This is a genomic window from Sporosarcina sp. FA15 (assembly GCF_051550195.1).
Taxonomy (GTDB): domain Bacteria; phylum Bacillota; class Bacilli; order Bacillales_A; family Planococcaceae; genus Sporosarcina; species Sporosarcina psychrophila.
The window spans coordinates 1,894,342-1,919,356 of the sequence record NZ_CP188818.1 but is presented as its reverse complement, the minus strand read 5'-3'; the positions used below and the strand labels follow the sequence as shown (position 1 = coordinate 1,919,356).

26 protein-coding genes and 2 pseudogenes are annotated in these 25,015 nt (G+C 36.9%); all 28 read left to right on the top strand.

Annotation, left to right across the window (positions count from 1 at the left end; genetic code table 11):
- Window positions 1-6 precede the first annotated feature (6 nt).
- The 28 genes and pseudogenes from ACP8HG_RS09295 (at window position 7) to ACP8HG_RS09160 (ending at window position 24,979) form a co-directional block, all read left to right on the top strand.
- Entirely contained in the window at window positions 7-1,143 is a 1,137-nt protein-coding gene (locus ACP8HG_RS09295) for a suppressor of fused domain protein (protein WP_438298542.1), read from the top strand.
- Window positions 1,144-1,261: 118 nt separating this feature from the next.
- Entirely contained in the window at window positions 1,262-1,699 is a 438-nt protein-coding gene (locus ACP8HG_RS09290; RefSeq protein WP_438298541.1) for a DUF600 domain-containing protein, read from the top strand.
- 622 nt (window positions 1,700-2,321) lie between these two features.
- Window positions 2,322-3,468, top strand: a pseudogene (locus ACP8HG_RS09285) (IS3 family transposase).
- Window positions 3,469-3,518: 50 nt separating this feature from the next.
- The gene (locus ACP8HG_RS09280) at window positions 3,519-3,929 is read left to right on the top strand and encodes an immunity 22 family protein (RefSeq protein ID WP_438298540.1); all 411 of its coding nucleotides are present in this window, start codon (window positions 3,519-3,521) and stop codon (window positions 3,927-3,929) included.
- On the top strand, window positions 3,926-4,216 hold the full coding sequence (locus ACP8HG_RS09275; protein ID WP_438298539.1) for a DUF4274 domain-containing protein: 291 nt from the start codon (window positions 3,926-3,928) through the stop codon (window positions 4,214-4,216). The genes ACP8HG_RS09280 and ACP8HG_RS09275 overlap by 4 nt, the downstream gene beginning before the upstream one ends.
- 574 nt (window positions 4,217-4,790) lie before the next feature.
- Window positions 4,791-5,261: an SMI1/KNR4 family protein gene (locus tag ACP8HG_RS09270; protein WP_438298538.1), complete on the top strand. Its 471-nt coding sequence runs from the start codon at window positions 4,791-4,793 to the stop codon at window positions 5,259-5,261.
- A 399-nt stretch (window positions 5,262-5,660) separates the two neighbouring features.
- Entirely contained in the window at window positions 5,661-5,879 is a 219-nt protein-coding gene (locus ACP8HG_RS09265; protein ID WP_438298537.1) for a hypothetical protein, read from the top strand.
- 279 nt (window positions 5,880-6,158) lie between these two features.
- Window positions 6,159-6,314: a hypothetical protein gene (locus tag ACP8HG_RS09260; RefSeq protein ID WP_438298536.1), complete on the top strand. Its 156-nt coding sequence runs from the start codon at window positions 6,159-6,161 to the stop codon at window positions 6,312-6,314.
- 3 nt (window positions 6,315-6,317) lie between these two features.
- Window positions 6,318-6,701: an immunity 22 family protein gene (locus ACP8HG_RS09255; RefSeq protein WP_438298535.1), complete on the top strand. Its 384-nt coding sequence runs from the start codon at window positions 6,318-6,320 to the stop codon at window positions 6,699-6,701.
- Window positions 6,702-6,790: 89 nt separating this feature from the next.
- Window positions 6,791-6,883 (top strand): annotated as a pseudogene (locus ACP8HG_RS09250) (ankyrin repeat domain-containing protein); the annotation flags it as partial.
- 177 nt (window positions 6,884-7,060) lie between these two features.
- Window positions 7,061-7,234 (top strand): hypothetical protein, encoded by a 174-nt coding sequence (locus ACP8HG_RS09245; RefSeq protein WP_438298534.1) that lies wholly within the window; start codon window positions 7,061-7,063, stop codon window positions 7,232-7,234.
- Between the two features lie 91 nt (window positions 7,235-7,325).
- Window positions 7,326-7,703, top strand: a complete 378-nt coding sequence (locus tag ACP8HG_RS09240) for a hypothetical protein (RefSeq protein ID WP_438298533.1) — start codon at window positions 7,326-7,328, stop codon at window positions 7,701-7,703.
- A 115-nt stretch (window positions 7,704-7,818) separates the two neighbouring features.
- Complete coding sequence (locus ACP8HG_RS09235; RefSeq protein ID WP_338656022.1) at window positions 7,819-8,148, top strand: hypothetical protein; 330 nt, start codon at window positions 7,819-7,821, stop codon at window positions 8,146-8,148.
- Between the two features lie 128 nt (window positions 8,149-8,276).
- A complete protein-coding gene (locus ACP8HG_RS09230; RefSeq protein ID WP_438298532.1) occupies window positions 8,277-8,843 on the top strand; it encodes an SMI1/KNR4 family protein in 567 nt (188 codons plus the stop codon).
- 237 nt (window positions 8,844-9,080) lie between these two features.
- Entirely contained in the window at window positions 9,081-10,097 is a 1,017-nt protein-coding gene (locus ACP8HG_RS09225) for a hypothetical protein (protein WP_438298531.1), read from the top strand.
- Entirely contained in the window at window positions 10,094-10,747 is a 654-nt protein-coding gene (locus ACP8HG_RS09220) for an SMI1/KNR4 family protein (protein WP_438298530.1), read from the top strand. The genes ACP8HG_RS09225 and ACP8HG_RS09220 overlap by 4 nt, the downstream gene beginning before the upstream one ends.
- Window positions 10,748-11,347: 600 nt before the next feature.
- Entirely contained in the window at window positions 11,348-12,787 is a 1,440-nt protein-coding gene (locus tag ACP8HG_RS09215) for a ribonuclease YeeF family protein (protein WP_438298529.1), read from the top strand.
- An 84-nt stretch (window positions 12,788-12,871) separates the two neighbouring features.
- The gene (locus tag ACP8HG_RS09210) at window positions 12,872-13,309 is read left to right on the top strand and encodes a toxin-antitoxin system YwqK family antitoxin (RefSeq protein ID WP_340767560.1); all 438 of its coding nucleotides are present in this window, start codon (window positions 12,872-12,874) and stop codon (window positions 13,307-13,309) included.
- Window positions 13,310-13,338: 29 nt separating this feature from the next.
- Window positions 13,339-13,995, top strand: a complete 657-nt coding sequence (locus ACP8HG_RS09205; protein WP_438298528.1) for an endonuclease V — start codon at window positions 13,339-13,341, stop codon at window positions 13,993-13,995.
- Between the two features lie 257 nt (window positions 13,996-14,252).
- Entirely contained in the window at window positions 14,253-14,729 is a 477-nt protein-coding gene (locus ACP8HG_RS09200) for a DUF2975 domain-containing protein (protein WP_342538652.1), read from the top strand.
- Between the two features lie 10 nt (window positions 14,730-14,739).
- Entirely contained in the window at window positions 14,740-14,964 is a 225-nt protein-coding gene (locus ACP8HG_RS09195) for a helix-turn-helix domain-containing protein (protein WP_067210825.1), read from the top strand.
- Window positions 14,965-15,842: 878 nt separating this feature from the next.
- Window positions 15,843-16,637: an ABC transporter ATP-binding protein gene (locus tag ACP8HG_RS09190; protein ID WP_067210822.1), complete on the top strand. Its 795-nt coding sequence runs from the start codon at window positions 15,843-15,845 to the stop codon at window positions 16,635-16,637.
- A 55-nt stretch (window positions 16,638-16,692) separates the two neighbouring features.
- Window positions 16,693-17,748, top strand: a complete 1,056-nt coding sequence (locus ACP8HG_RS09185) for a FecCD family ABC transporter permease (protein WP_067210820.1) — start codon at window positions 16,693-16,695, stop codon at window positions 17,746-17,748.
- A 14-nt stretch (window positions 17,749-17,762) separates the two neighbouring features.
- Window positions 17,763-18,782 carry a FecCD family ABC transporter permease gene (locus ACP8HG_RS09180; protein ID WP_370570007.1) on the top strand — a complete coding sequence of 340 codons (1,020 nt, stop codon included), beginning with the start codon at window positions 17,763-17,765 and terminating at the stop codon, window positions 18,780-18,782.
- 102 nt (window positions 18,783-18,884) lie between these two features.
- Window positions 18,885-19,868, top strand: coding sequence for an iron-hydroxamate ABC transporter substrate-binding protein (locus ACP8HG_RS09175; RefSeq protein WP_067210817.1), 984 nt, complete (start codon window positions 18,885-18,887; stop codon window positions 19,866-19,868).
- Between the two features lie 126 nt (window positions 19,869-19,994).
- Window positions 19,995-20,981, top strand: coding sequence for an ABC transporter substrate-binding protein (locus ACP8HG_RS09170; protein ID WP_438298527.1), 987 nt, complete (start codon window positions 19,995-19,997; stop codon window positions 20,979-20,981).
- A 125-nt stretch (window positions 20,982-21,106) separates the two neighbouring features.
- Window positions 21,107-22,822 (top strand): ABC transporter ATP-binding protein, encoded by a 1,716-nt coding sequence (locus ACP8HG_RS09165; RefSeq protein WP_338656080.1) that lies wholly within the window; start codon window positions 21,107-21,109, stop codon window positions 22,820-22,822.
- 561 nt (window positions 22,823-23,383) lie between these two features.
- Window positions 23,384-24,979: an ABC transporter substrate-binding protein gene (locus tag ACP8HG_RS09160; protein WP_438298526.1), complete on the top strand. Its 1,596-nt coding sequence runs from the start codon at window positions 23,384-23,386 to the stop codon at window positions 24,977-24,979.
- The last annotated feature ends 36 nt before the right edge of the window (window positions 24,980-25,015 follow it).

Below are 25,015 nucleotides of genomic sequence, written 5' to 3'. Positions count from 1 at the left end.
GGGAATATGGAAATTATACAACTAGCTAAAGAAATACGTACAGCTATCAAACAAAATAATGTCGAACGAGTAGTCGAGTTAATTTGTTCAGATATGGAACTCTTGAATTTTGTGACAACATTTGGAACTTTTCTTCATGTAGCAGCCAAACATGGAAAGCTTGAAATAGTCGAGAAACTTATAGAGTTAGGTGCTGACCTAAATAGGCGCGGTGCTATACTTGGTGGTGGAGCAATTAATGAAGCGGCTTCAGATGGACACATTGAAATTGTTAGATATTTATTGTCCTGTGGAGCTGAATTGGATGTGAGCGAACCAGAAAGGAATCCTTTATTTTCTGCAATTCTGGGTGGACATATAGATATTGTAAAACTTCTGATTGAAAATGGAATTGACATTCATGTGAAGTACACAGGAGAATCTATGAAAAATATGGATGCATTAGCATTTGCGCATGAACGTGGGCAAAAGGCAATTGCTGATTTATTGGATCAAGATAAAAAAGAAGAATATAAGGATACTAGGCAATATGAAACAACGGAGATTTTAGATTATATAACTGAACAGTTTGGTCCTATTGATCACACAATCAGTGAAATCATCCCTGGCAGTAAGGTAGCGGTTAATGTTCAAGTGATACTGCCATCGAAAGAACATGATTATATAACTCTTGTGACAACTGGGATGAGTGATGTTGCAATGGACGATTCAGAAGGCAGTGAGGAATTTAAGTACGCCGAATTAGTCCTGAAATTACCTGCAAAATGGCCAATCAGTAAAGAGAAAATGAAGAACAACGATCATTATTGGCCATTGAAGTGGCTGAGAATGGTTGCGCACATTCCGCATAAATATGATGGTTGGTTAGGTGAAGGGGTTATTCTTCCAAATGGGGAACCGCCAATGCCATTTGCAGCCACTACAGCGTTATCATGTATTTTGGTAAGTGAATCTGAAGATATGGGCAGTATTTTAGATATGGAAAATAGAATAATTAATTTTTATACGTTACTCCCTATTTATGAAGAAGAAAGAGAAATAGCTTTACACAATGGGCATGACTTTTTAATGGCGAAATTCGATGAGTTTGGTATTTCAGATGTGCTTGATGTAAACAGAAAAAATGTTGGTTTGGAAGGATAAGGCTTGGACTATGCTGTATTACTAGGTGACATAAAACACCATTGATACAATAGAAGGTATTGACGGTGTTTTTGATGCTATTACAATAAAAAACTATAGATAGAGGTGTTTTTATAAAATGAAAGTATTTGAAGATTATTTTTCAGAACTACAAGGTGATATGGTTTCTATTTGCTTGGAATATGTAAATGGAAAGGCAGAGGAGATATATATTTACTGCTCCTACGAACCAGAAACATATTATTTTAATGTATTTTATAAAGTTAATGGAAGTATTGTTCATAAGCATATGTTAAATGAATTTTCCGCCGGATATGTTTATGATACTTCTATTGAACGACAAAAGACCCTCATGAAGATTGGAAGAGAAGACTTGGAACAAATACATGATAAATTTAAAGAGTTTAATAGAGAGATGCCCACTGAAATGAAACTATCTTATAATGTCGAAAAGAATTCTCTGAATGGAAAGTATAGTTATGATATTCAATACTCAAATTCCGAAGATTTAATGCCGTCAGATATTTTCGGGAAATGGATTAAAGAAGTTGCATGAAAATAAGGTTTTCTTAATGTTAAATAGTTGTAAATTAGAAAACCATTATTTTTAGGTTATAGGAGTAGTGCCAATCTTTGAACTACGAATCCTCAAATTCACTAAAAGAAGGAGTTGAAGACAATGGTAACACCCCCATTAAATAATAACCAAGGGGGAAGAACGGTGGCTATTAAATCTGCTGTGCGTGAACTAGAGGTACCTTTTACTAAATTCTTGAAGCGATTATGAAGGCATGGTCTATTTCATTCGTCACGAAAGAGGAGCAGACTAGTGGTTAGTGGTGATGGATTGGATAGATTAAATGAAGTTGCAAGTTTTCACAAACTATAAGCTACTCTATAGCTTTCAGCAGTTCATTAAAAGACCTATGAACAATGTAGCTCACTCTTAAAGCAGTATCCTTAAATTAAGGTACCTGATTCTGATACAATACCTAATTTAAGGGTAAGCCTAGATACTTCTAGCGACTATAATACATTTGTAAGACGACTTAATAATTGGGCTAATTATAGACTAGAGGGTGGGGTTTCATCTTTACCGGAAGTGGATAGGTTACACTTAGTTGGACAATCAAATTAAGGGCTAGTAGAATAATACACAAGAAGTGAGGAGATCTACTATGTCCGTAAAAAGAAGAACATTTTCTACAGATTTCAAAAAACAAGTGGTAGCCCTATATGAAAACGGGAAAAGCCGACAAGATATTGTCAAAGAATATGAATTAACCGCATCTGCTCTTGATAGGTGGATTACACAATTCAGGCAGTCTGGTTCATTCAAAGAGAAAGATAATCAATCTCCAGAGGAACAGGAATTGATTGCCTTACGGAAGAGAAATAAGCAACTAGAAATGGAAGTAGATATTTTAAAGCAAGCAGAGCTGATCATGGGACGAAAATAGATGTGATTCAACAAAACCGTCACACCTATTCGGTATCAGCAATGTGTAAAGTCCTAAAAATTGCGCGTAGCACCTTCTATTATGACACTGAAGTATCCGCTCAAAAAGAGCAAGTAAAGCGGGAAGAAGAACGCGTATTAAAAGAAAAGATCGCTAAGGTTTTCAATGAAAACCGACACGTTTATGGGACTCGGAAACTAAAAATAGAACTAGATAAAGAGACAGATGGCCTTCCAATCTCGAGACGCCGAATTGGAAGATTGATGAGCGAACTTGGACTTCAATCAAAATACGCCAAACCTTCTTTAAACCAATGGCAACAGGACCAAATGAAGAATCCGTTCGAAACGTATTAAATCGAGAATTTGAAGTGGACAAAGAGATGTCCGTGTTAGTAAGCGACTTAACATACGTAAAAGTAGGATACCGTTGGAGTTACGTTTGTTTCTTAATCGATCTATACAATCGTGAAATTGTCGGGTGGAGCGTCGGAGCACAAAAAGACGCTGCTTTAGTTCAGCGTGCCTTCGATTCTGTTAAATACCAATTGGGAAACGTGAACTTATTTCATACAGATCGCGGTTCTGAATTTAAAAACGTTGGTATCGATGAATTATTAAGTGGATACAAAATTAAAAGATCACTCAGCCATAAAGGGAATCCTTATGATAATGCGGTGGCAGAGGCAACATTTAAGATTTTAAAAACAGAATTGATCAACGGAGCCCACTATCAAACCCTTAACCAGCTGTCCCTTGAACTTTTCGATTATGTCAATTGGTATAATAATATCCGTTCGCACAGTACATTAGGCTACCTAAGTCCGGTTGCTTATAAAAAAATAGCCCTTAATAATATCGTTTGATTTAGTGTTGACATACCAAAGGTCTTAAATTAAAGTAGGAGGATCCTATAATGAAAAAACAAGGATGGGTTTCTTTTTGGTTAGGTAATATTAAAGTAGAGGACTCTATAGGAGAGTATGTAGATTTAACGTATGATGAGGATGGCGAGTCTGTACCTTCCAAATTTTTTATCGATTTTAATATTGATATGGATGAAACAGATGAGGATACTATAGAAAAAGCGGTCTATAAGAATAGTAGTAGCGATATTTACACATTATTAGCTGGGTGTTCGTATGAAGAAATTATCATCCCACAATTTAAGGAAAGTATAGACTTGAAAAAATCATATAATGCAGTAATTCTGATATATAACTTTGAGTATAACAATGAAATTACTTCAACTAATGATTTTGACTTTATTACTACTACAAATTATGAAAAGAAAACACTTATAAGTATGGAGAAGAGACTCAATTGAAGGGCAACACAGAAATTACTTTTCGGGAAGAACTGCCTTATAATAAGGGAAAAAATAATTTAATCAGTCAATTAGGCAATGTAGACAATCCACTTATACTCCATTTTTTTGCAGCAAATTATAACTGGAATAGTGGGTTTGATGTTCCAAAAGCACTCATTGAAAACGAGTATTGTGATTTAGGAACAGGATTACTAATATTTCATTACGCAGATGGATTTCGAATGTTAGAAAATCCAGAGGAAGTTTCAGATTCAGCATTAGAAGAGTGGAAAGATTTTTATTAAATGTTTATAATAAACTAATAAAAATGAATTTTAAGACAAAAGATATATCATTTGAACCTGAATTAACGAAAATTCAGATATATAGGATTAGAAAAAATAACCCGAATATATCAGATTTGCTTATTAGTAAATCACCAGGTGAATTAGTTGATATTCCTAAAATATAATGTGATTTTAAAACCTTGATTGGCCAAGTCCCTTTCAAGTTTTTTTTGTTGAGGGGATACCTAGTGTCGAATGCACCACTATAAAAAACTGGATGTACAGAAATCTTTAATAATCTTTAATTGAAATAGGAGTAGGAAAATATACAGGAAATATAACCAACGATATATTGGCGAACTGGGGATTTTAAAAAAGAGCATTTAAATGATGAAAACCTACAGAAAAGTTGAGTTTTTCTGTGAATTTTTACACCAAAGAAAGGAACGATTCTTCGCCTATCACTAAGTTAGAATGTACGAACTGTCTCTTTCTGAGGCTTTTTATAGAATATTACTATTCATAATGGTGGGAGGTCAGCTGGAATACGGGCAGATACTCCTAGATAATATAATAAAGAAAGGGGAAAATCATGAAAATAAATCCGGACACTATTGTAAAACCATTACCTTCAGAAGAATTAATAAAAAACCATGAAAAATTTTGGAGACTAACATTTCCAGGGGCGTTCTTAGACTTTATTAAAGTATCTAATGGTGCAGAAGTTGGAGAAGCTTCGTTTGAATGTAACAATCGTATTTATGTGATAGAAAGGTTTTTATGTATGCTGAATGACAATGAAAATAATCCAAAAGGAATCTATGGTATTGACGTTGTATTTTCGCAAATAGGGGAAAGATTGACTGATAATGAAGATTTATTAGGCGCGGAAGTATTACCAATAGCTAGTATATTCGCCAGTGATTTTGTATGCTTGGATTTTAGAGAAAATAAAGGGGATCCATCAGTGTGTGTGTTGTCGCATGAAGAGTCAGGCGAGTTTGAGCCAGTTCTTTACAGAGTAGCAGATAACTTTACTGAGTTTTTAGAGATTCTACAATAAATCTGATTAAGAAGCATCAGGTAACTGTCACTCATTCAATTGTGAAACTTTATAACAATCATGTTTGTTCCGGTATAGTAGTCCATGTATTACAAGGATAGTGTAAATATGAAAAATGAACTGGATGTACTTACACAGCTTTTCATAGAAAATAATGTAGACTTTACTGATTTTCATCAGAGATTCAACAATATAAAATGCCTTGGAACCTATCAAAGACAAGATACAGATTTATGCATTTGATAGGTTCCTTGTTAATATATATTGATGGCGCTATGAAAGTAGAAAATGTCAGCCTTAGACAAGGTTCCAGATGAAGAAACGTACTGGATGATAAATAACAAAAACTATTCTCTGAAAGAGGAAAGTAATTATTATTAGGAAAGGGGATAAATTCCTTTGGAACAAGACAATAAACTAAATTTGTTAAATGAGAAATTTATTAATGGTGAAACAGATCAAGAGGTTGAGGGTATTACAATAATGATTGATGGTAAATTCAAACAAGCACTAGATATAATTATGACTAATATTACTGAGTACACTAATTATAGCGAGGTTATGCGAGATATCATATTCAGTGGTACCTCACAAATTATCGAATCAATTAAAAAGTAAATTTTAAATCCTATTGAACAACTTATGAAAAAATAAACGAATTACTACTTTTAAGAAAAAAGCTTGATAAATTAAGGTGCCTGATTCTGATACAATTCCGAACTGTGTTAGTACCAGTTACCTTTTTAAAGTATCTCTTTAGACGTCCAGGAGGATACGATGAGTGGCATCTTGTAGCAAGAACTCCTAAATTTAAGCAGCGGGGAATTAGTATGGATGACATTAAAGATATGAGGTCTTTGACCAAAGACGTTGAGTTTGTAAATCCACCTGGTCGTCATGGAAGCAGAGGTTCGACAAAAGCACATAAATGAGATGTTAAAGATTATTGATTCTGCTTGTGACTATGAAAGTCTTGTTAAAGGGCTTAATGAGTGGGCTGAAAATAGAATGAAAAATGGCATTATGGATTTACCAGAAGGTTTGAGGAGGTGAAAAATGAAAAAAGATGTTTCTTTATGGTTAGGGCGCTTTAGTGATTTTGATGAACTCGAAACGTACACTGAAATAAAATATAATGTAGATGGAGATAGTATTCCCTCTATTTTTGAGAAAGATTTTAAATTAGGCTATTATGATAGGGACTTAGTTGAAAAAGATTGGATTACTGACGCTGAAGATGACATAGAAAAGCTATTAGTAGATTTTTCATATGATAATCAATTAATACAACAGTACATTAACATTAAGTTAAAGTCTAAATACAATACTATCATTTTAATTTATAATTATGATTATAATAAAGAAGGTAAAATTGTTAAATTAGTAGATAATAATACCTATAATTTGGACTTTATTGGTACGGCAGAATATATAGATTAATGCGAATGAAGTATGTTTGCAGTAGAATGAAAAGAATAGGCTGAAAAAAAGTACATACTCTATGATGGTTGTACCATCATAGAGTATGTATGAAAGAAATGGATGCTTATGCCTTTGCCATTGAAAGAGGACAAATAAAAATTGCAGAATACTTAAAGCAAAAGATGGATAAAAAAGAATGAAAAAGTGTTACAGAGAATAAGCGGATAAATCACGAAATTTAACAGGCTCATTGGTTTAAAGATAGAATATTAATGATTTATTTTATATAGCTAATTATTAAGCATTTGATTGCAATTAGGCAACAAGTGCTTTTTTTGTGCAAGAATTTTGGTACAAGAAAGCCGATTCAATACGAAGTGGTTAAAGAAGTGGAAGAAGAATTCGATTACGGTGGTGTCCGCGAGCTCGACTATTTTGGAGGCACGAACCTAGCATTTGTGGATTATATCCAGCCAAGGGAAATCGTCCAAAAAGGCTTTTTAAAAAATGGTGCTCGCTATAGTTCCCGGAGTCAAACCTTCCAAATATAAAAGGAATCTTCCTGTAAAGAAGACTCCCACAGTTGAAAATACGCCTAAGGGTACGGATGAAGTTAGTAAGGAAATTTCTGATATCCCTCATGTGAAAGAAACAAAAAATGTTATAGCAGTGAGGATAAAAGGACTAGATTTAAATGAGCATCCAACTACGACAAAACAAATGAGTTCTAAGAAAGTGAAAGAGTTAAGAGATAAAATTGATATTAGAACTATTACAAAACAAGAGTATGCAGACTACATTTGGAATAAAAAGTTTGCTAAAAGGGATAAAGGAGTTAAAGAATTTTGGTATCAAGAACAACAACGATTATTAAATCATGAACCACTTTCTCGAGATTGGTCTCAAGAACAGTTAAAAGATATTCTTGCTGGTAAAACTCCTAAATTTGATGGTAAACCAACTGCAGGGCATCATAGTTATAGTGCTTCGAAATATCCACATCCGATAAAGGAGAAATAATCTATTCGGTAAATTTTAATGAACATTTAAAAGGATGGCATGGTGGGAATTGGAGGAAAAGTAATTCGGGTGAACCTATAATCCCAATTAAAGACTTTTAGGGAGGTGAAATTTTATGGTAAAGATGAAATTGAAAATTGATAATGATTCCAATAAATTAAAGTATGTATCTATTATCAGACAGAATAATAGGGCGAGTACTCAAGATATTAAAGAAAATATAGAAGATAGTAAAGTAGTGCTAGAATGTGATTATTTTGATACGGATGAATTAAAAGATTTTAAGAAAACAATGGAAGCTGTAATAAGTAAGGGGGCTACAATACATTTGTTTCAAGATGATAGAGAGGTTCAAATTGATTATATTAGTAACCTTATTAGTTCATATGAACAAATTGCTGAAGACAGAGAAAAGCTAGATGATAGAATTTCAGGTGATAATTAAGATAGAGTAGAGTATTAAAACGTTCAGTCTCAACAAAGTTCAACTGAAATTGAATTGATTCCAACAGATTTGCATGAGAATGTAGCACATATTGGTTCAGCATCAGATTTAAGAGGAGGAAAATAAAATTGGATAAAGGATTAAAAAGTTTATTAAATGAGATAATTGATACGGAAATGGTAGTTTCAAAAAAAGAAAATGCAAATAAATCGATTGTTACAATAGAGCTTATTTATGGTGTGAAATTACCATTGGAATATAAAGAGTTTTTACTTGAATATGGAGGATGTTTTTTAAAAGAGGATAGAATGTATCAGCCAATTGAAATTGCCCCAGTAATTCATAAGGATGGTTTTGACTCGATAGGCGGCTTTTATGGCATTACAAATGATACCTATGATATTGAAGTGGTAATTCAAACTTATTTAGAAATTTTAGGGACTGATATAATGCCTATTGCAGACGCAGACGGGGGAGATTTAATATGTTTAGGATTAAAAGATAATTATAGAGGTAAAATTTATTATTGGTATCATGAAGGAGAAAAGGTAGACGAAGATGGTAAAGAATATTTTTATCTTATAGCAAACTCTTTTGAAGAATTTATTTTAAAATTTACACCTCATAAAAGAGAAACAAATGTCAATTTAGATGATATCGAATTATTTTTAGATGAAGATTTATTCAAAGATTAAATAGTTTCGCCCAAAAAAAATAACCCAAAGTAATCATTACCTCTTCTGGAGTTTAAAGTGATTTATGAAGTATCTATATATTTAAATACTCTATTAACGAGGTTGACTACCAGCTTTTTTGGTTAGTAACCTTGTTTTTTATTTACTTTTTATATTGATAGTGCTGTGCAGGAAGGAATTCGGCATCATACGATTGCCAATTTTTATGAATTTGATGCGAACCAGACGAGGGCTTTGATGACTATAGAGAATGAACTTTCCATCATGGAGACATGGCTTGCAGATATCGAAAGTCTCTTCAAGGGTGGGCTCACCGGCGTCCATTTTGAGTCTAAACAGTGGGCGGCAATTACACTGAACAGCGGATTGCAAACAGCCATCGATCAACAGACCTCTGCGGTTGCGGGGGGCCTAGGGAACAGTGATCAGGATAATTTGATCGGCACGGAAATCAAAGCAGGAGCCTTCCAGGCACTTGAAAGTAAAAGAGCCGAGACAATCGAGCGTGGAGCTTATGGAAGCTACAATCTGTTAAAATTCCACATCTATGAAAATGGTCTGATTGTAAAAGAATACCAACTCGGGACGAGAAAGCCGATTCAATACGAAGTGGTAAAAGAAGTGGAAGAAGAATTCGATGACGGAGGTTTTCGTGAGCTCGACAACTATTTTGAAGGTACGAAGCTAGCATTTGTGGATTATATCCATCCGAGGGCAATCGTCCAAAAAGGCTTCAAAAAAATGGCGCTCGCTATCATCCCTGGAGTTAAGCCATCCAAATATAAAGGGAATCTTCCTGTAAAGAAGACTCCCGCAGTTGATAGTAGGTCTGACGGTAATGCTAAAAGACCAGAGGGCTATCGAACTGGGGATGTAGATGAACATGGTTATTTAAGTCCTGGTGTTAATCGTGCATTAGGAAATAAAAATATAGCTTCTGATAAACGAATTCAGTCTCATCACCCTATACAAAATGAATGGGCAAAGAGATGGGCTAAACGGGGAGGTTTTGATTATAGCGAAAAGAAAGCTCATGCTATACTTCTACCGTCAATCACAGGCCAACCACATGCGGAAATTTCTTCTATGCAAAGGCGAAGGAGAAAAACTGATGGGTTTGACACTGATATACGTTATGAATTTAATGAAAGCTATAGGGAAATGATTGAGGCAGGGGTTGAACAGAAAAGTGCACGAAGGGCAATAGGGGACTCATATAAATATTTCGATAAATTAGGAGGTTTCGTAAAATGATAGATTTATCTAACGTACCCGATTTGATAAAGAATAATCCAGCAAGTGATATTGAAATCCAACAAGTAGAAGACCAAATGAAAATTAAATTACCTAATGTATATAAGGAATTATTAAGATATACAAATAGTTTTTCGATTGGCGGAGGATTGGTAATTTACGGTACTGGGGATCTTGTAGAACGGAACGAGACCTGGGAAGTAGATGAATATGCAAGCGGTCATGTTTCTATTGGTGATGATGGTGGTGGAAATGTTTTCTTAATGTTACGAGGTGCCAAGGAAAAAGAAGTGGTGGTCGTTGATTCAGGGGATATGAATCCAAATCATGCTACTGCAATTACCTCAGATTTTAGCAAATGGGTTAATAGTGGGTGTTCAAGTGAAAAAGTACAGAAATCAATAGTTGAACCACTTGATGCTTGTGATATATTGTTAATAAAAACTCCAAGCGGGGGATTAAAAGACTTAGTAAAAATAAAAAGCGTGTTGGGGGCTGATGTTTCAACGTCGGATTTACTAAAGGGTTCAAAAAATCCTCCTTTTATATTAATGGAAAATTTCCCGCATGGTAAGGCTAAGAAATTAATTGAGAAATTGGGACCTGTTGGTATTGTGTTAAATGTAATACCAAGAGATATAAATAACTAATATTTGACGCTTACATTATATCCACATGTGAAAGGTGCCTGGTTCTGATACAATTCCGAATTGTGTTGATACCAGGTATTTTTTTAACACAGGTATCCTTTATTCAGAACAGAATGGTAAATACGAATAGGTTGATAGAAATGGGAGTCATTCTACGCCATTTTAGGGCCATATATTGAAAAGATAAACATAAATATCCCATTCCGTGCCTCGCAAATTGTAATAAATGGTGTGACTTTTCAGGGATAAAACTATTGATTAAAAACTGGGTTGTCGTACCAGGATTAATTCAAAGCATAGATTGCACTTTCCTACAGTTAGAACGAAAATCAGCCATATGTTCAAATGGTTGATTTTTTGCGTGTATCCTTACAGTGTTCCTGGTGAATACGGATGTGCCATTTGAACCGAAAATGATTTCATAAACGCAGTAACCTAAAATGTCGTTGATTTTAAACGGTTAGCATGGCATGAAGGCAGTAGCTCCAAAAAAATGGACCGTTAGCGGTAAGGGGACGGGTAATCCACCGATTACGAGTAAACCCAACTTCAAATGATTTCATTGTAAATGTAATTAGAACCGGCCCTTTCCACGATGTCTTGCGGCGGAATAATACCATGCTAAATCGTTTGGAAAATCAAATGAAAGCAATCGAGACCGCAGTCGAAGGACTTGTTGCGCTGGAAGACTCCCTTAAAGGGCAAGGTGGTGATGCAATCCGTACATTTTATGCGGAGTGCCACCAGCCGTTCTTACAGTTTTTTATGACATTCAAAAGCAATTACGTAAATGTCCTGACCCAAATGGATTCCGCACTTGATGCATTGGAGCCGGATATGAACGGGTTCATCCGTCAAACGTTTCTTGAAGGAGAAGTTGAAGAAGGACTTACGGTAATTTCGAGACTGACAAGCAGTCTCACCGACGAAGCGAACGACATTATGAATCAGGTCGCCGATATCATTGCCCTTCCACATCTGAATGATAGTGATGTGCAGGAGGGGGTTCGAGATGCGCGGAGAAAACGGGATCAAACGATTGCCGATTTGTATGAATTTGATGCGAACCAGACGAGGGCTTTAATAGCGATAGAGAATGACCTGAAGACGATGGAAACATGGATTTCTGATATCGAAGGATTGTTCACTGACGGTGTGACGGCCATAGACTTCCCAATGGATAAATGGGCAGCATTATCGGCGAAAAATACACTTCAGACAGATTTAGCGCAACGGACTGCACCGATGGCTAACATAGCCGGGGTGATGGTGGACAGCCCGCCTGTAACTTTATTTGGGGCTAGCAATTACACATATCCAGGCATGGCAACTTGGGCAAGTCCGATTAATGGATTTAACAAAGAGTTTGAGAAATATAGCCAAAAAGATTTTCCTAATTCTACACCTAATCCTGTAATGAAATCTTTGTATAGCTTTAAGGAAATCGGGACTGGCTTTGTAGATGAAGTAAATACAAGAACGGATAAAGCATTGGATTCCCCTAATGACTTTGCGAACTATGCAACACTTGGTATTTCAGGTGGAATTATCTCGGGGGCAAAAAACAGAACGGATAAGATGTGGAATTCAGCTTTTGACTTTACGAATTACTGGACTATCGGTTTAGCTGGAACGGTTAAAGGGGCAATCGCACCGGAAGAACCCTTTTCCAAGGAACATTGGTTGGACAGCTTAGGGCTCGCAACAACTTTTGTGGGTGGCGCGAAGGCAATAGCTCCAAAAGAATCTTTGGGTGCAGTTAGTGTTAAGGAAACGAGTAATTCGCTGAATACGAGTAAACCTCCTAAGGGAGTCAACAGAGTAGATGGACTATCAAGAATTGATTTTCTACAAAATAAGTATGGTAAACTCACAACAGAGCAATTACATCAAAGAATTAATTTGCGTGGTGAAACAGCGAAGGAACTTAGTAAATTATCAGGTCTAAGTAAGAATGATGCGGGTCCTGCACTTGCGGGTGTGTATGATAAAACAAATGGGAAATATTATTTTGCTATTAATGAAATGGGAAAAAATTAAAGCCGGCCGGCCAAATGATGAAACGATGTCCGCATTGTGAGTATATTACTGAAGGTATTGAATTTATTTCGGAGGTGCCTAAAAATGTTAAGTAATGTTTTAAAAAAGGAATATGTAATGGAAAATGGAGTTGATTTTGATGAAGAATTATGGTTTGCGCCACCCTATGGGGATTATGTCATAGATGCAGAGGATAGTGGGAAACCATTTACTGGTCTAGCTTATGAATTATATGATAATGATAATTTAGCATATTATTCTTATTATCAAGATGGGGTTAAAGAAGGACAGTCTGTTCGGTTTTATAAAAATGCTAGGATTAAATCCATATCAAATATGAATAAGGGTACTTCACATGGAAATCAATTAAGTTATTATGAAAATGGACAAATAGAGTTTAAAGGGGAAAGATTTGCGGGGTTAGCAATTCAATATAAAAAATGGGATGAAGACGGAAATCTTATTGAAGAGAAAACAGGTCCAGACGAAGGTGATCTGAAATATATGGACAACTTTCGATGATTAACAGATGGATTAGAGATTTTATTTAAATGCAAAACAAATTGCAACCTAAAATTTTACTTGAAAATAGCTTTGTCATAAGTGAAATAAATCTTGTAGCTGGTGTAGATATCGCTTACTGGTCTGAAAAGGGGATAGACTATGGAATTTGTTGTATAGTCGTGATTGATCATGAAACCAAAAAGGTAGTAGAGCAGATTGAGTACTTTGATAAAATAGAGATTCAGTATATGTCAGGTTTTTTAGCTTTTCGTGAATTGCCTTTGGTGCTTAAAACAGTAGAAAGATTAACAATAAATCCAGATTTATATATGTTTGATGGCAACGGTTATTTGCACTATAGACATATGGGGATTGCTACACATGCTTCATTTTATCTAAACAAACCAACGATTGGTATCGCGAAGAGTTATTTAAAAATACAGGATGTCGATTTTATAATGCCTGAAAATTTAAAAGGCGCATACACAGATATAGTAATTAATAATGATGTATATGGAAGATGCTTACGAACAAGAGAGAACGTAAAACCTGTTTTTGTATCCTGTGGTAATTGGATTGATTTAGATACGGCCACAGAATTAACATTACACTTTATAGAAAAGGATAGTCGATTACCGATTACAACAAGATATGCTGATTTAGCAACGCATGAGTGTAGGAAGAGAGTATTGGGAGATAAGTAGAAAACAAACTTCTTGCATAAAAAGAGTGAAACTATGTTCTCTATATATAAAATTGACACTGTTGAACAAGTTAATAATTGAATACTGTAAAGTTATAAGAATTTATTGCTAATGAAAAATGCTATTTATCTATCTCTAAAATTAAAAGGAAATTTATAAAACGATAAAATTATCGGTGAAAAGGATAATGATTTATTGTGAAACGATAAATTGTGTGCTAATATAAAATTAATAATAAATAAGTGAGGTGTTTTTTTATGAAACAAGGTTCAACACTCTTTTTAAAGATAGCTGTATTTCTTATTGGAATCCCAGTTCTTGCTTTGTGCATATTCGGGTTACCTTGGTTAACTAATAATCCAGTAGATCCAGACTATGCCCACATACTATATCCCATTTTAATAGGCATGTATGTATCAGTTATCCCGTTTTTCTTTGCATTGTATCAGGCATTTAAACTTTTAAGCTATATTGACAAGAACCAATCTTTCTCTGAACTGTCTGTCAAATCTCTGAAAAAAATCAAGTTTTGTGCAATGTCAATCAGTGGTTTGTATGTTGTAATTATCCCATTTGTTTATCTCGTAGCAGATCTAGACGATGCCCCAGGTCTCATAATAATTGGAATGGTCCCTATCTTTGCTTCAATGGTAATCGCAGTATTCGCTGCTGTTCTTCAAAGACTTTTACAAGAAGCGATTGATATAAAATCGGAAAATGACTTAATAGTCTGAGGTGATAACGATGGCAATTATAATCAATATTGATGTGATGCTGGCTAAAAGGAAAATGAGCGTTACAGAACTTTCGGAGAGGGTTGGAATAACCATGGCTAATCTCTCTATATTGAAAAATGGAAAGGCAAAGGCGGTTCGACTATCCACTTTAGAGGCGATTTGTAAAGCTTTAGACTGTCAGCCTGGTGATGTTTTAGAATACAAAAGTGATGAAGACACGATGCTTAATTGATAGAGCCTCTGGACGCTGGAGGACTCCCGCTGTCACCGTCATATAGACGAATTGATGGTAATTGCATATATTTAAATAAGGATAACCTTGCTATATCGGCAAGGTTATCCTTATTTATATTAAAGAAAATATACTATATTTGTTGAATTAAAGAATCCCATTGAAGCTGTGGCGCTCAATAAGGAGAGAGTTGTAATTCGGGGTGTGGATTGTAGAACAGTTGGCACTTTGGAGATGTCTTTACCGCGCCTTCGCTAGGGTGTTCATTATCGAGAGAAATGTGATTTTGAGATGTACATGCTGAGATTATAAGGTGATTACTAGTTGTTATTAATTATATTCAAGAAAGACGCACTCCAGGTTGCAGATCTTATCACAAATTATGAAATGCACTTTCTCACATAGACCATCCAGCGAAGGCGCGTCTTCGTGGTAGCCGGAGCGATAAGACTGAAAGCGGTCTTCTTTCTGGCTTATCGCGGGAGGCATCCACAAAGCGTCCAAGCGGTATTGGCGGGAATCCTAATTCATTCTAAGTACAAGGGCTTTTTCAGTGATCTCCCAAAAGTCCTTGTAAAGCGCATACGCCGTATTCATTAATAAAAAGAAATCCAAATTTAAGACAATCAACGTTGCCCTCCACCTCCCGTAACGATGCGATTATTGAAGGTCCACTACAATCAAATACTGCACCAAAAAACTAATCTCACTTTAACTTCTGTAAGCTGTTGACAATCTTCTAAAAAGTATCTAGTATATAAATGAGAGTGATAATCGTTATCAATTAAATTTAACGTATAACTAATCTTAGAAAAGTAAAAGAAGGAAAGAAACCTTAATCAATCGATACGATTACATATAGAAAGGAAGTACTGAAAATGTCAGCTATTACAGTAGATCAAGTTGCGATTGGTTATTCAAGCACACTAATAATTGATGAATTAAGTGTGTCTATTCCTGAAAAAAAGATAACTACGATCATTGGTCCGAATGGCTGTGGGAAATCTACTTTATTGAAAGCAATTTCGCGCGTATTGAAAACGAAAAGCGGTGCGGTCTATCTTGATGGACGTGCAATCCATCAGTTAGAAACGAAAGAAGTAGCCAAGAAGATGGCGATTTTGCCACAGTCAGCTAACGCTCCAGGGGGACTTACTGTATTTGAATTGGTTTCCTATGGCCGTTTCCCACACCAAAGTGGCTTTGGTTCATTAAAGAAGGAAGATTATGAGTATATTTACTGGGCGATTGAAGTAACCGGATTAAATGAGTTTAAGGATCGCCCTGTTGAAGCATTATCAGGTGGACAAAGGCAACGCGTGTGGATCGCGATGGCGCTTGCGCAGGACACTGAAATTCTAATTCTCGACGAACCGACTACATATTTAGATTTAGCGCATCAACTCGATATCTTACTTCTCCTACAGCGACTTAATGAGGAGGAAGGCCGGACAATTGTCATGGTTCTTCACGATTTGAATCATGCATCCCGTTTTTCTGATTATTTGATTGCCATGAAAGATGGCACATTAGTAAAAGAGGGGACACCAGAAGAAGTGATGACTTGTGCTAATTTACAGCTTGTATTTAACATAGACGCCAGGATTACAACTTGTCCATTTAGTGAAAATCCAATTTGTCTATCGTATCAATTGTGTCAGAAGGAACGGTAAACCTTTTTCTCAATGAGGTATGCCGTTTGTAAGTTCGTTTTGGGGAGGAAAATGTATGTCTGCTTCAGCAGAGGTTTCTGCCGAGATAGAAAAGCTAACAGAAATTAAGAAACACTCACATCCAATTGTGGCTGTTGTTGTTTTATTCGGAGGCATGTTTGCATTACTTGTTGCAATTGGTCTATCCATTTCATTTGGAGCTGCAGACATTAAGTTAGCAACTGTTTGGACGGCTGTGTTTCATTTTGATCCTGATCTAACACAGCATCAAATTATTCGAGAAATACGCATGCCGCGCGTTCTTGGTGCTGCAATGGTTGGATCATGTTTTGCTGTAGCTGGTGCACTTATGCAGGGGATGACTCGGAATCCACTAGCGGATTCCGGTCTTTTGGGCTTAAATGCAGGTGCTGCATTTATGCTGGCACTTTGTTTTGCTTTTTTGCCCGGCTTACCATATATGTACTTAATCATGTATTCCTTTTTAGGTGCTGGTCTAGGTGTTGGAATCGTGTATGGAGTCGGCTCGATGTCACGAGGCGGTTTGACTCCAATGCGACTTGTCCTTGCTGGGGCTGCAGTAAGCGCATTGTTAGGAGCACTTAGCGAAGGAGTTGCCCTTTATTTCCGTATTGGGCAAGATTTAGCCTTTTGGTATGCTGGCGGTGTATCGGGAACGAAATGGGTTCATCTCCAAATCATGACCCCATGGATTATCGTTGCAATGATTGGTGCACTGATTCTTTCACGTTCAATCACACTCTTAAGCCTTGGAGAAGAAGTAGCAATTGGACTAGGACAACGAACAAAGACGATTAAACTAGTTGGGATGATTATTGTGCTAATCCTAGCTGGAGCTGCTGTTTCTGTAGTAGGGGCAGTTGGTTTTGTTGGATTAATCGTTCCTCATCTTACTCGTTTTCTAGTTGGTCATGATTATCGTTGGATTATTCCTTGTTCAATTGTGCTGGGTGGTCTTTTAGTAGTTTTGGCTGATCTCGGAGCACGAATGATTAATCCTCCATATGAAACACCAATTGGCGCATTGATTGCGTTAATCGGGGTTCCATTCTTCCTGTATCTTGCACGAAAAGGAGGAAAAGAACTATGAAAGAAAAGATTAATATGACAAAGAACCAACATCGGGCAAAGACTAAAAATCTGATGATTATCGGTGTTCTTGGATTGCTCATTGTCGTTGCTTTCATGATTAGCATGAATACCGGTTTTATTAAATTGACACCGCTTGAAGTGATCCGAACGTTGTTTGGGTTTGGAACGGAGAAGCAACACCTCATTCTATTTGAATTTCGATTACCTCGTATAGTTATTGCAGTATTGGTAGGGATGGGACTAGCAGTTTCGGGCTGTGTGCTACAAGGGATATCCCGTAATGCTTTGGCGGATCCGGGCATATTGGGGATTAACGCAGGTGCTGGGCTAGCTGTCATGCTATTTATATCATTTTTCCCATCAACTACAGCTACACCTGTCTTTTTACTTCCTGTTTTAGCGTTTTTAGGAGCAGGAATAACAGCGGTGATCATTTATTCGTTAGCTTATAAACGACATGAGGGAATTTCACCTATGCGGCTACTGCTCACGGGTGTGGCAGTAGCGGCTGGTATTAGTTCGGTCATGATTGTTTTAACACTGCGCTTAAGTCCAGAGAATTATCAATTTGTTGCTACTTGGTTAGCGGGCAGTATTTGGGGGTCAAATTGGAAATTTGTGCTGTCCTTGTTGCCCTGGATCCTCGTTTTAATACCATTTGTATTTTCGAAAGCACGTGTATTAAACGTACTAAATTTAGGAGATTTAACAGCAGCTGGCTTAGGTGCCTCGATTGAAAAAGAGCGGCGTATATTACTTGCTGCAGCTGTTGGATTAGCGGGAGCTAGCGTGTCAGTTAGTGGTGGTATCGGATTTGTAGGGCTGATTGGTCCTCATTTAGCACGTCAATTAGTCGGATCTAGACATCAATTTTTAATTCCAGCTGCAGCTTTGACCGGGGGGTTGTTAGTCCTTGTTGCGGATACACTTGGTCGTTGGATACTACAGCCATCAGAGATACCAGCAGGAATTGTCGTCGCTGTTATTGGGGCACCGTACTTCCTTTACCTATTGTCACGCTTGAAAGATTGATGTATCTGAGCCATCGTCTGTGTAAAAATCCTTATGAAGTTATTGTACTCTATAGAATTGTTATTTCTTTGATAAAAAAACGAATAGTAGGAGAATGAATCGATGTTAACTAATAAAAAAAGAACTGTAATCATGTCTAGTTTTCTAGCACTATCACTAACTTTAGTTGGGTGTGGCGACACTAGTGAAAATGGTGCCAAAACCAAAGATACCAAAACAGAACAGGCAGCTGAAGAGCTTTCAACGGAACGAATACTAACAGATGCAATGGGGCATGAAGTGACAATACCTGCAAAACCTGAGCGTATTATTGCTTCTTATTTAGAAGATAATTTAGTAGCACTCGATATTACGCCTCTTGCACAGTGGACAGTAAATGACGGCGCATCGATTCAAAATTATTTACAAGACTATTTAAAAGACGTACCGACAATTCCATATGACCTTCCATTTGAAGTCGTGACAAGCTTTTCTCCGGATTTACTCGTTATGAGCTCTGCGGAAGCAGTGGAGGGGGGGAAATACGAGCAGTATTCAAAAATTGCGCCTACATATGTGCTTGAAGTAGAGAATAACAGTGATTGGCGCGAAAAATTATTAAAAGTAGGTGAGATTTTCGAGAAAACGGATGAAGCAAAACAGGTATTAGAAGAATATGAGAAAAAAGCAACGGACTCAAAGAAGATTATACAGGATTCGATTGGCTCTGAATCAGCTGCAGCTGTTTGGCTCGTTAATAATACATTCTTTATAGTTAGCGAAAATGTATCCAGTGGAGCTGTCTTATACGGTGATCTTGGTCTTTCAACTCCAAATGTAGTCAAAGAAATTTCAAGCACCGCTACAGGAAATTGGTCGGAGATTTCCTTAGAACGATTAGCTGAACTAGATGCAGATCATATCTTCTTGATTAATAGTGATAAAGGAAATGGCGCAGAAATGTTACTGGATCCAGTATGGAAAAATATACCGGCCGTGAAAAATGGACATATTTATGAATATGCCGCTGAGACTAGCTGGTTATATTCAGGACCGATTGCTAATACTCAAATTATTGATGGTGTTGTAGAATCACTTACCAAGTAAAACTCGTATAGAAGAGAATATAATCAACTCCAATTTTAAACAATAACACGTTAAAATTGACGTAGTTGGCTATATTTTTTTATATGTCATTGAGAATGAAAATCGTTATCAATAAGGAGGATATCAATGTTTAAGAATAAATCTCAACTTATCTTTAGTCTATTACTCGTTATACTTACTATAATGATTGCTGCTTGTGGAAGTTCGAGCAGTCAAACATCAGATACTAAGAAAGGTACGGAAGAAGCAAAGAATGATAAGGCTGAAAGTGAACAACCAGAAACAAGAATTGTTAAAACAATTCACGGCGATATTGAAATACCGGCAAACGCAAAAAGGATTGTTGTAGATAGCTATTTACCTACACTACTTATCCTTGGAGAAAAACCTGTTGGTGCAACAAAAACAGATCTTGAGAACGTACATATACAGGATTTGATAACTGGTATTGAGAGTACCGGCGAGAGTGCTGTGGAAACAATATTGGGTTTAAATCCAGATTTGATTATTAGTGCGGATTCTGAAAAAAGCACATTTGAGAAGTTTTCCAAAATGGCACCTACTGTGATTATTCCCTACGAAACATATAGCGATGCTTACGAGGAAGTAAGAGCAATTGGGGAGATGCTAGGCAAAAGCAAAGAAGCAGAAGAATGGCTGACTTCTTTTGATGAGAAAATTCAACAACAAAGAGATAAAGTCAAGGCGGTAATGGGAGAGGGAGAAACAGTTTCTATCTTCGGCGCATTCGGTAAAGACTCGTACATCTATGGTGATGGCATTTATCGAGGCGGACAAGCAATCTACAAGCATCTTCAGTTAACTCCGCAGGAGCGTATTAAAACAGAGTTAATAGATGCTGGGGAGACATTCAAACAAGTTTCCTTTGAAGTACTGACTGATTATGCTGGTGATTATATCTTTTTCGATCAATCACATGGTGGTACGTTAGATAAAGAGGATCCTGTTTGGGAATCTGTAGATGCAGTCAAAAAGGATAATGTTTTCTATCTTGATGGAAAACGGTTTTGGCCATATGATCCGATTGCCGTGTTAGCGCAAGCGGAAGAAGTAGCGGATATGCTTGTTGAAAAGAAACAAAAAGAAAAATAATTCATAAAGGGGAGGCTAGTTCTGAATGGGGGGTGCTGTCAGACCTAGCCTCTTAACATTTTCACCAAGTGAATAGTTGATGAAGGCCCCACACAAAAACAATAATGTAAGGAACGTGATACCTATTGCTAAAACGTTTTTTCTCTTATTATAAACCATATAAAAAACTTTTCATTTTGGACTTTTCCTGTGCAGTCATAGCCGCATTACTAGAGTTAGCCTTTCCACTAGCGGTCCATCGTGTAGTGGATGATTTGTTACCTAGCTCAAACTGGACCTGGATTCTATGGGGGTGTGTCTCGTTACTTGGAATTTATATTATCAGTGCAGCTCTCCATTATGTTGTCACTTACTGGGGCCATAAGCTGGGCATTAATATAGAATCGGATATGCGAAAAGATCTCTTTACGCACGTACAGAAGTTATCGTTCCGATTTTTTGATAATAATAAAACAGGTCATTTAGTTTCTAGAATGACAAACGATTTAATGGATATTGGTGAAATCGCGCATCATGGACCGGAGGATTTCTTCATAGCACTTATGACACTCACTGGTGCATTTGCAATTATGTTCACGATAAACCCAGAATTAGCTGTACTCACTTTTATTATTGTTCCACTTATTATTAGTCTTTCTTTATACTTCAGTAAGAAAATGTCTGTAGCATTTAGCCGCTTCTTTACGGATATTGCAGATTTTAATGCACGTGTCGAAAATAATGTGAGTGGAATGCGCGTTGTTCAAGCATTTTCCAATGAAGATCATGAAATTGCTCAATTCAATAAAAACAACGTTCGTTTTCGTGATTCAAAGTTAATCGCTTATCGTGTTATGGCTTGGAATTCATCGATTAGCTATATTCTCATGAAAATTGTCACATTGTTTGTTCTACTATGCGGAACATGGTTTGTTATCAATAAAAACATGACGTACGGAGAGTTCCTTGCCTTTATCCTACTGTCGAATGTGTTTTTAGGACCGATTCAGCAAATCAATGGTGTTATTGAAATGTATCCCAAAGGAATTGCTGGATTCAAGCGATTTACTGAAATGCTAGATACAGAGCCAGATGTAGCAGATGCTCCGGATGCAATGGATGTCGGTCATTTGGAAGGAAATATAAAGTTCGAGGACGTATCGTTTGGTTATGAAGGTAAAGATAATGTGTTGGAGCATATTAATTTAACGATTCGTGCTGGAGAAACAGTAGCCCTTGTTGGACCATCAGGTGCTGGAAAAACGACGATTTGTAGTCTATTACCTCGTTTTTACGATATAAAGGAAGGTTCTTTACTGATAGATGGAATTGAAACTAGAAAAATGACCCTTGCCTCTCTCCGTGCCCAAATTGGAATTGTTCAACAAGATGTTTTTCTATTTGACGGATCGATTCGAGAGAATATCGCATATGGCGATCTAGATGCTTCAGAAGAAGAGATATGGGAAGCGGCGAAAAGAGCTCAGTTGGAAGATATTATTCTTTCTCAATCAGAAGGAATGGATACGATGATAGGGGAGCGTGGTGTTAAACTTTCAGGTGGACAAAAACAGCGTCTATCTATAGCTCGAATGTTCCTGAAAAATCCATCTATCCTCATTTTGGATGAAGCTACATCAGCACTTGATACTGAAACTGAGGTCGCAATTCAACTAGCCTTAACTGAGTTATCTATTGGGCGTACAACACTTGTGATTGCACATCGATTAGCAACGATTAAAAATGCAGATCGGATAATTGTTGTGACAGAGGAAGGTATTACAGAACAAGGCAGTCATCAAGAGTTACTCGATCTAAAAGGGGCTTATAATAGACTACACGAAGCACAATTTGGAGTGTAAAAGAGAACCCAAGCTATGGAAAGAAAATGGCACTCTAGTACTTTCTACAGTGTGTTCCTTACTTACTTTAAAAAAAGAGTATGCATCTTATCATGCAATGGACTATAAGAAAGAGACTCTTTCTTAAATAAAAAAGACAAGACTCTGGAGAAGACATCAGCCGCCAAAATTGTATCTTTGGCGGCTTTTACACAGATTAGAAGCCCAGCTATTCTCTCGTCCGGAAAAACGTTAGCACTTTGTGTACGTATGCATTTGGAGCGCGAAGGATGAATAAACACCATACGATTATCAAAAAAATGTGTAGGGATGTGATGAACTCGCATTCCTACACATCAAGACATCTTGGTAATCGTATAGAGGTCGTTTAATCCAAAAGCGATCCAATTATACTGTACACGAAGCTCCTAGTGTTGGTTCAGTTATTTACTGTTTTTGTTGGTTAATCAGCACATGTGTGATTTTATGTGAGGAAATGATTTCTATATAATTGAGATACTTAGGTATAGTCAATTGTACTGTTACTAGTTGGAAATTAAGTGATTAAGAGGGGATGTAGTGATGGCTAATCATTTATCTAAGCATAATATCTCATTATCTCATACATATTATTACCCTGTAAGCATAGCTAACTGGGAAGGTTCTTTACCTTGTATTGATGAAGAAATGACACGATTCCCTTGTATTCTCGTTATTATAAATGGAAGCGGTTTACTAGATCTTCAAGAACAGCAATACGAATTGTCACGTGGTTGTGTAATGCTATGGCATAATTCCCATGAATTGAAGGTGTCTACACAATTGCATACAAGTTTTAAGGGGACATTGATTAGCTACCGTTGCTTAACGTCTGATGGTATTCAACCGAATGTATTAAAGCATCCTGAACCTCTTCGGAACTGTTCTTTGAACATATTAAGTCTGACGGCCGAGCTAGAAAGGGCTTCGAAACAACTAAGTGAACGTAAACCGTTTCAATTTCAACAATTATTCGTTGAGCTATTAGCGGTGCTATATGATGAACTAGAGGGACAACAACAGAAAAATAACGCGTGGATGGAACAAGTTCTTCATTATGTAGACACACATTTTCATGAGGATGTGACGCGTGAGCAAATGGCAACAATCGCACAAGTAAGCCCTGAACATTTCTCGCGTGCATTTCGCAGACATACTTCTCAAACCTTCAGTGATTACCTTGCCTTGCTACGGATTCGTGCATCTCAGAATAGGCTGCTATACGATATGCCAAAACTAGAGAAATTGGCACAGGAAGTGGGCTATAAAGAAGGTGCTTATTTAAGTCGGAAATTTAAGCAATTGGTCGGTTTATCACCTACCGCCTATCATCAAAAGAAAAAACGTGTAGTTGCTCTTAATAGTAACCATACTGCATGCTTACTGGCATTAGGTATCACGCCAGAGCTAGGCGTATATTCCTCCTGGATGGAAAGTGTAAATCCAGTGAATCCCTTGCAAAAACTCTATGAATTTGGAATAAATACATCCTCTTTTTATAACACCATTGCTTCCACTCGGCCTGATTTAATCATTGATTATTATACTGTGAAGGGGAGCAAAGAACTTCTACCGCTGGCTCCCGTGCTTGGCCTTCCTTTTATGGACATGAGCTGGAGAGAGCAATTTCGCCACATTGCTGACGTTGTAGAAAGACAACAGCAGGTAGAGGAATGGCTCGCACATTACGATGAACAAATATGGGCCTTTAATCAGAAACTGGACCAGCAGCTTGGAAAACGGGGAACGGCAGTATTGTGGGAAATCGGTACAAGTTCTGCTTACAGCATTCATAGTAGCCATGGAAGAGGAAGCCAAATCTTGTATGAAGATATCGGCTTTCGTCCTCCAGGCTCTTTGCTTAAGCATGGTATTGAACAACGGGGGTTTGTAGAGGAAGAGATTGAAGCTATTGCAGACCACCCAGCTGACCATATCTTTATTACTGGGATACCTTCAAATCCAGGGACAAAGAAACGAATGAAGCGCTTATTTCAGTCAGAGTCTTGGCTGAAGATGGAGGCAATCAAACAAAATCGGATGTACTTAATTGAACAGCCAGATTTGTTTTATGGCTATGACCCGCTGTCCTCCCAAGCTCAGTTGCATGAGCTTATGAGGGTGCTAATATCACAATAATGAAGGGGATTAGATCATTTTAGTGCATAGACAATT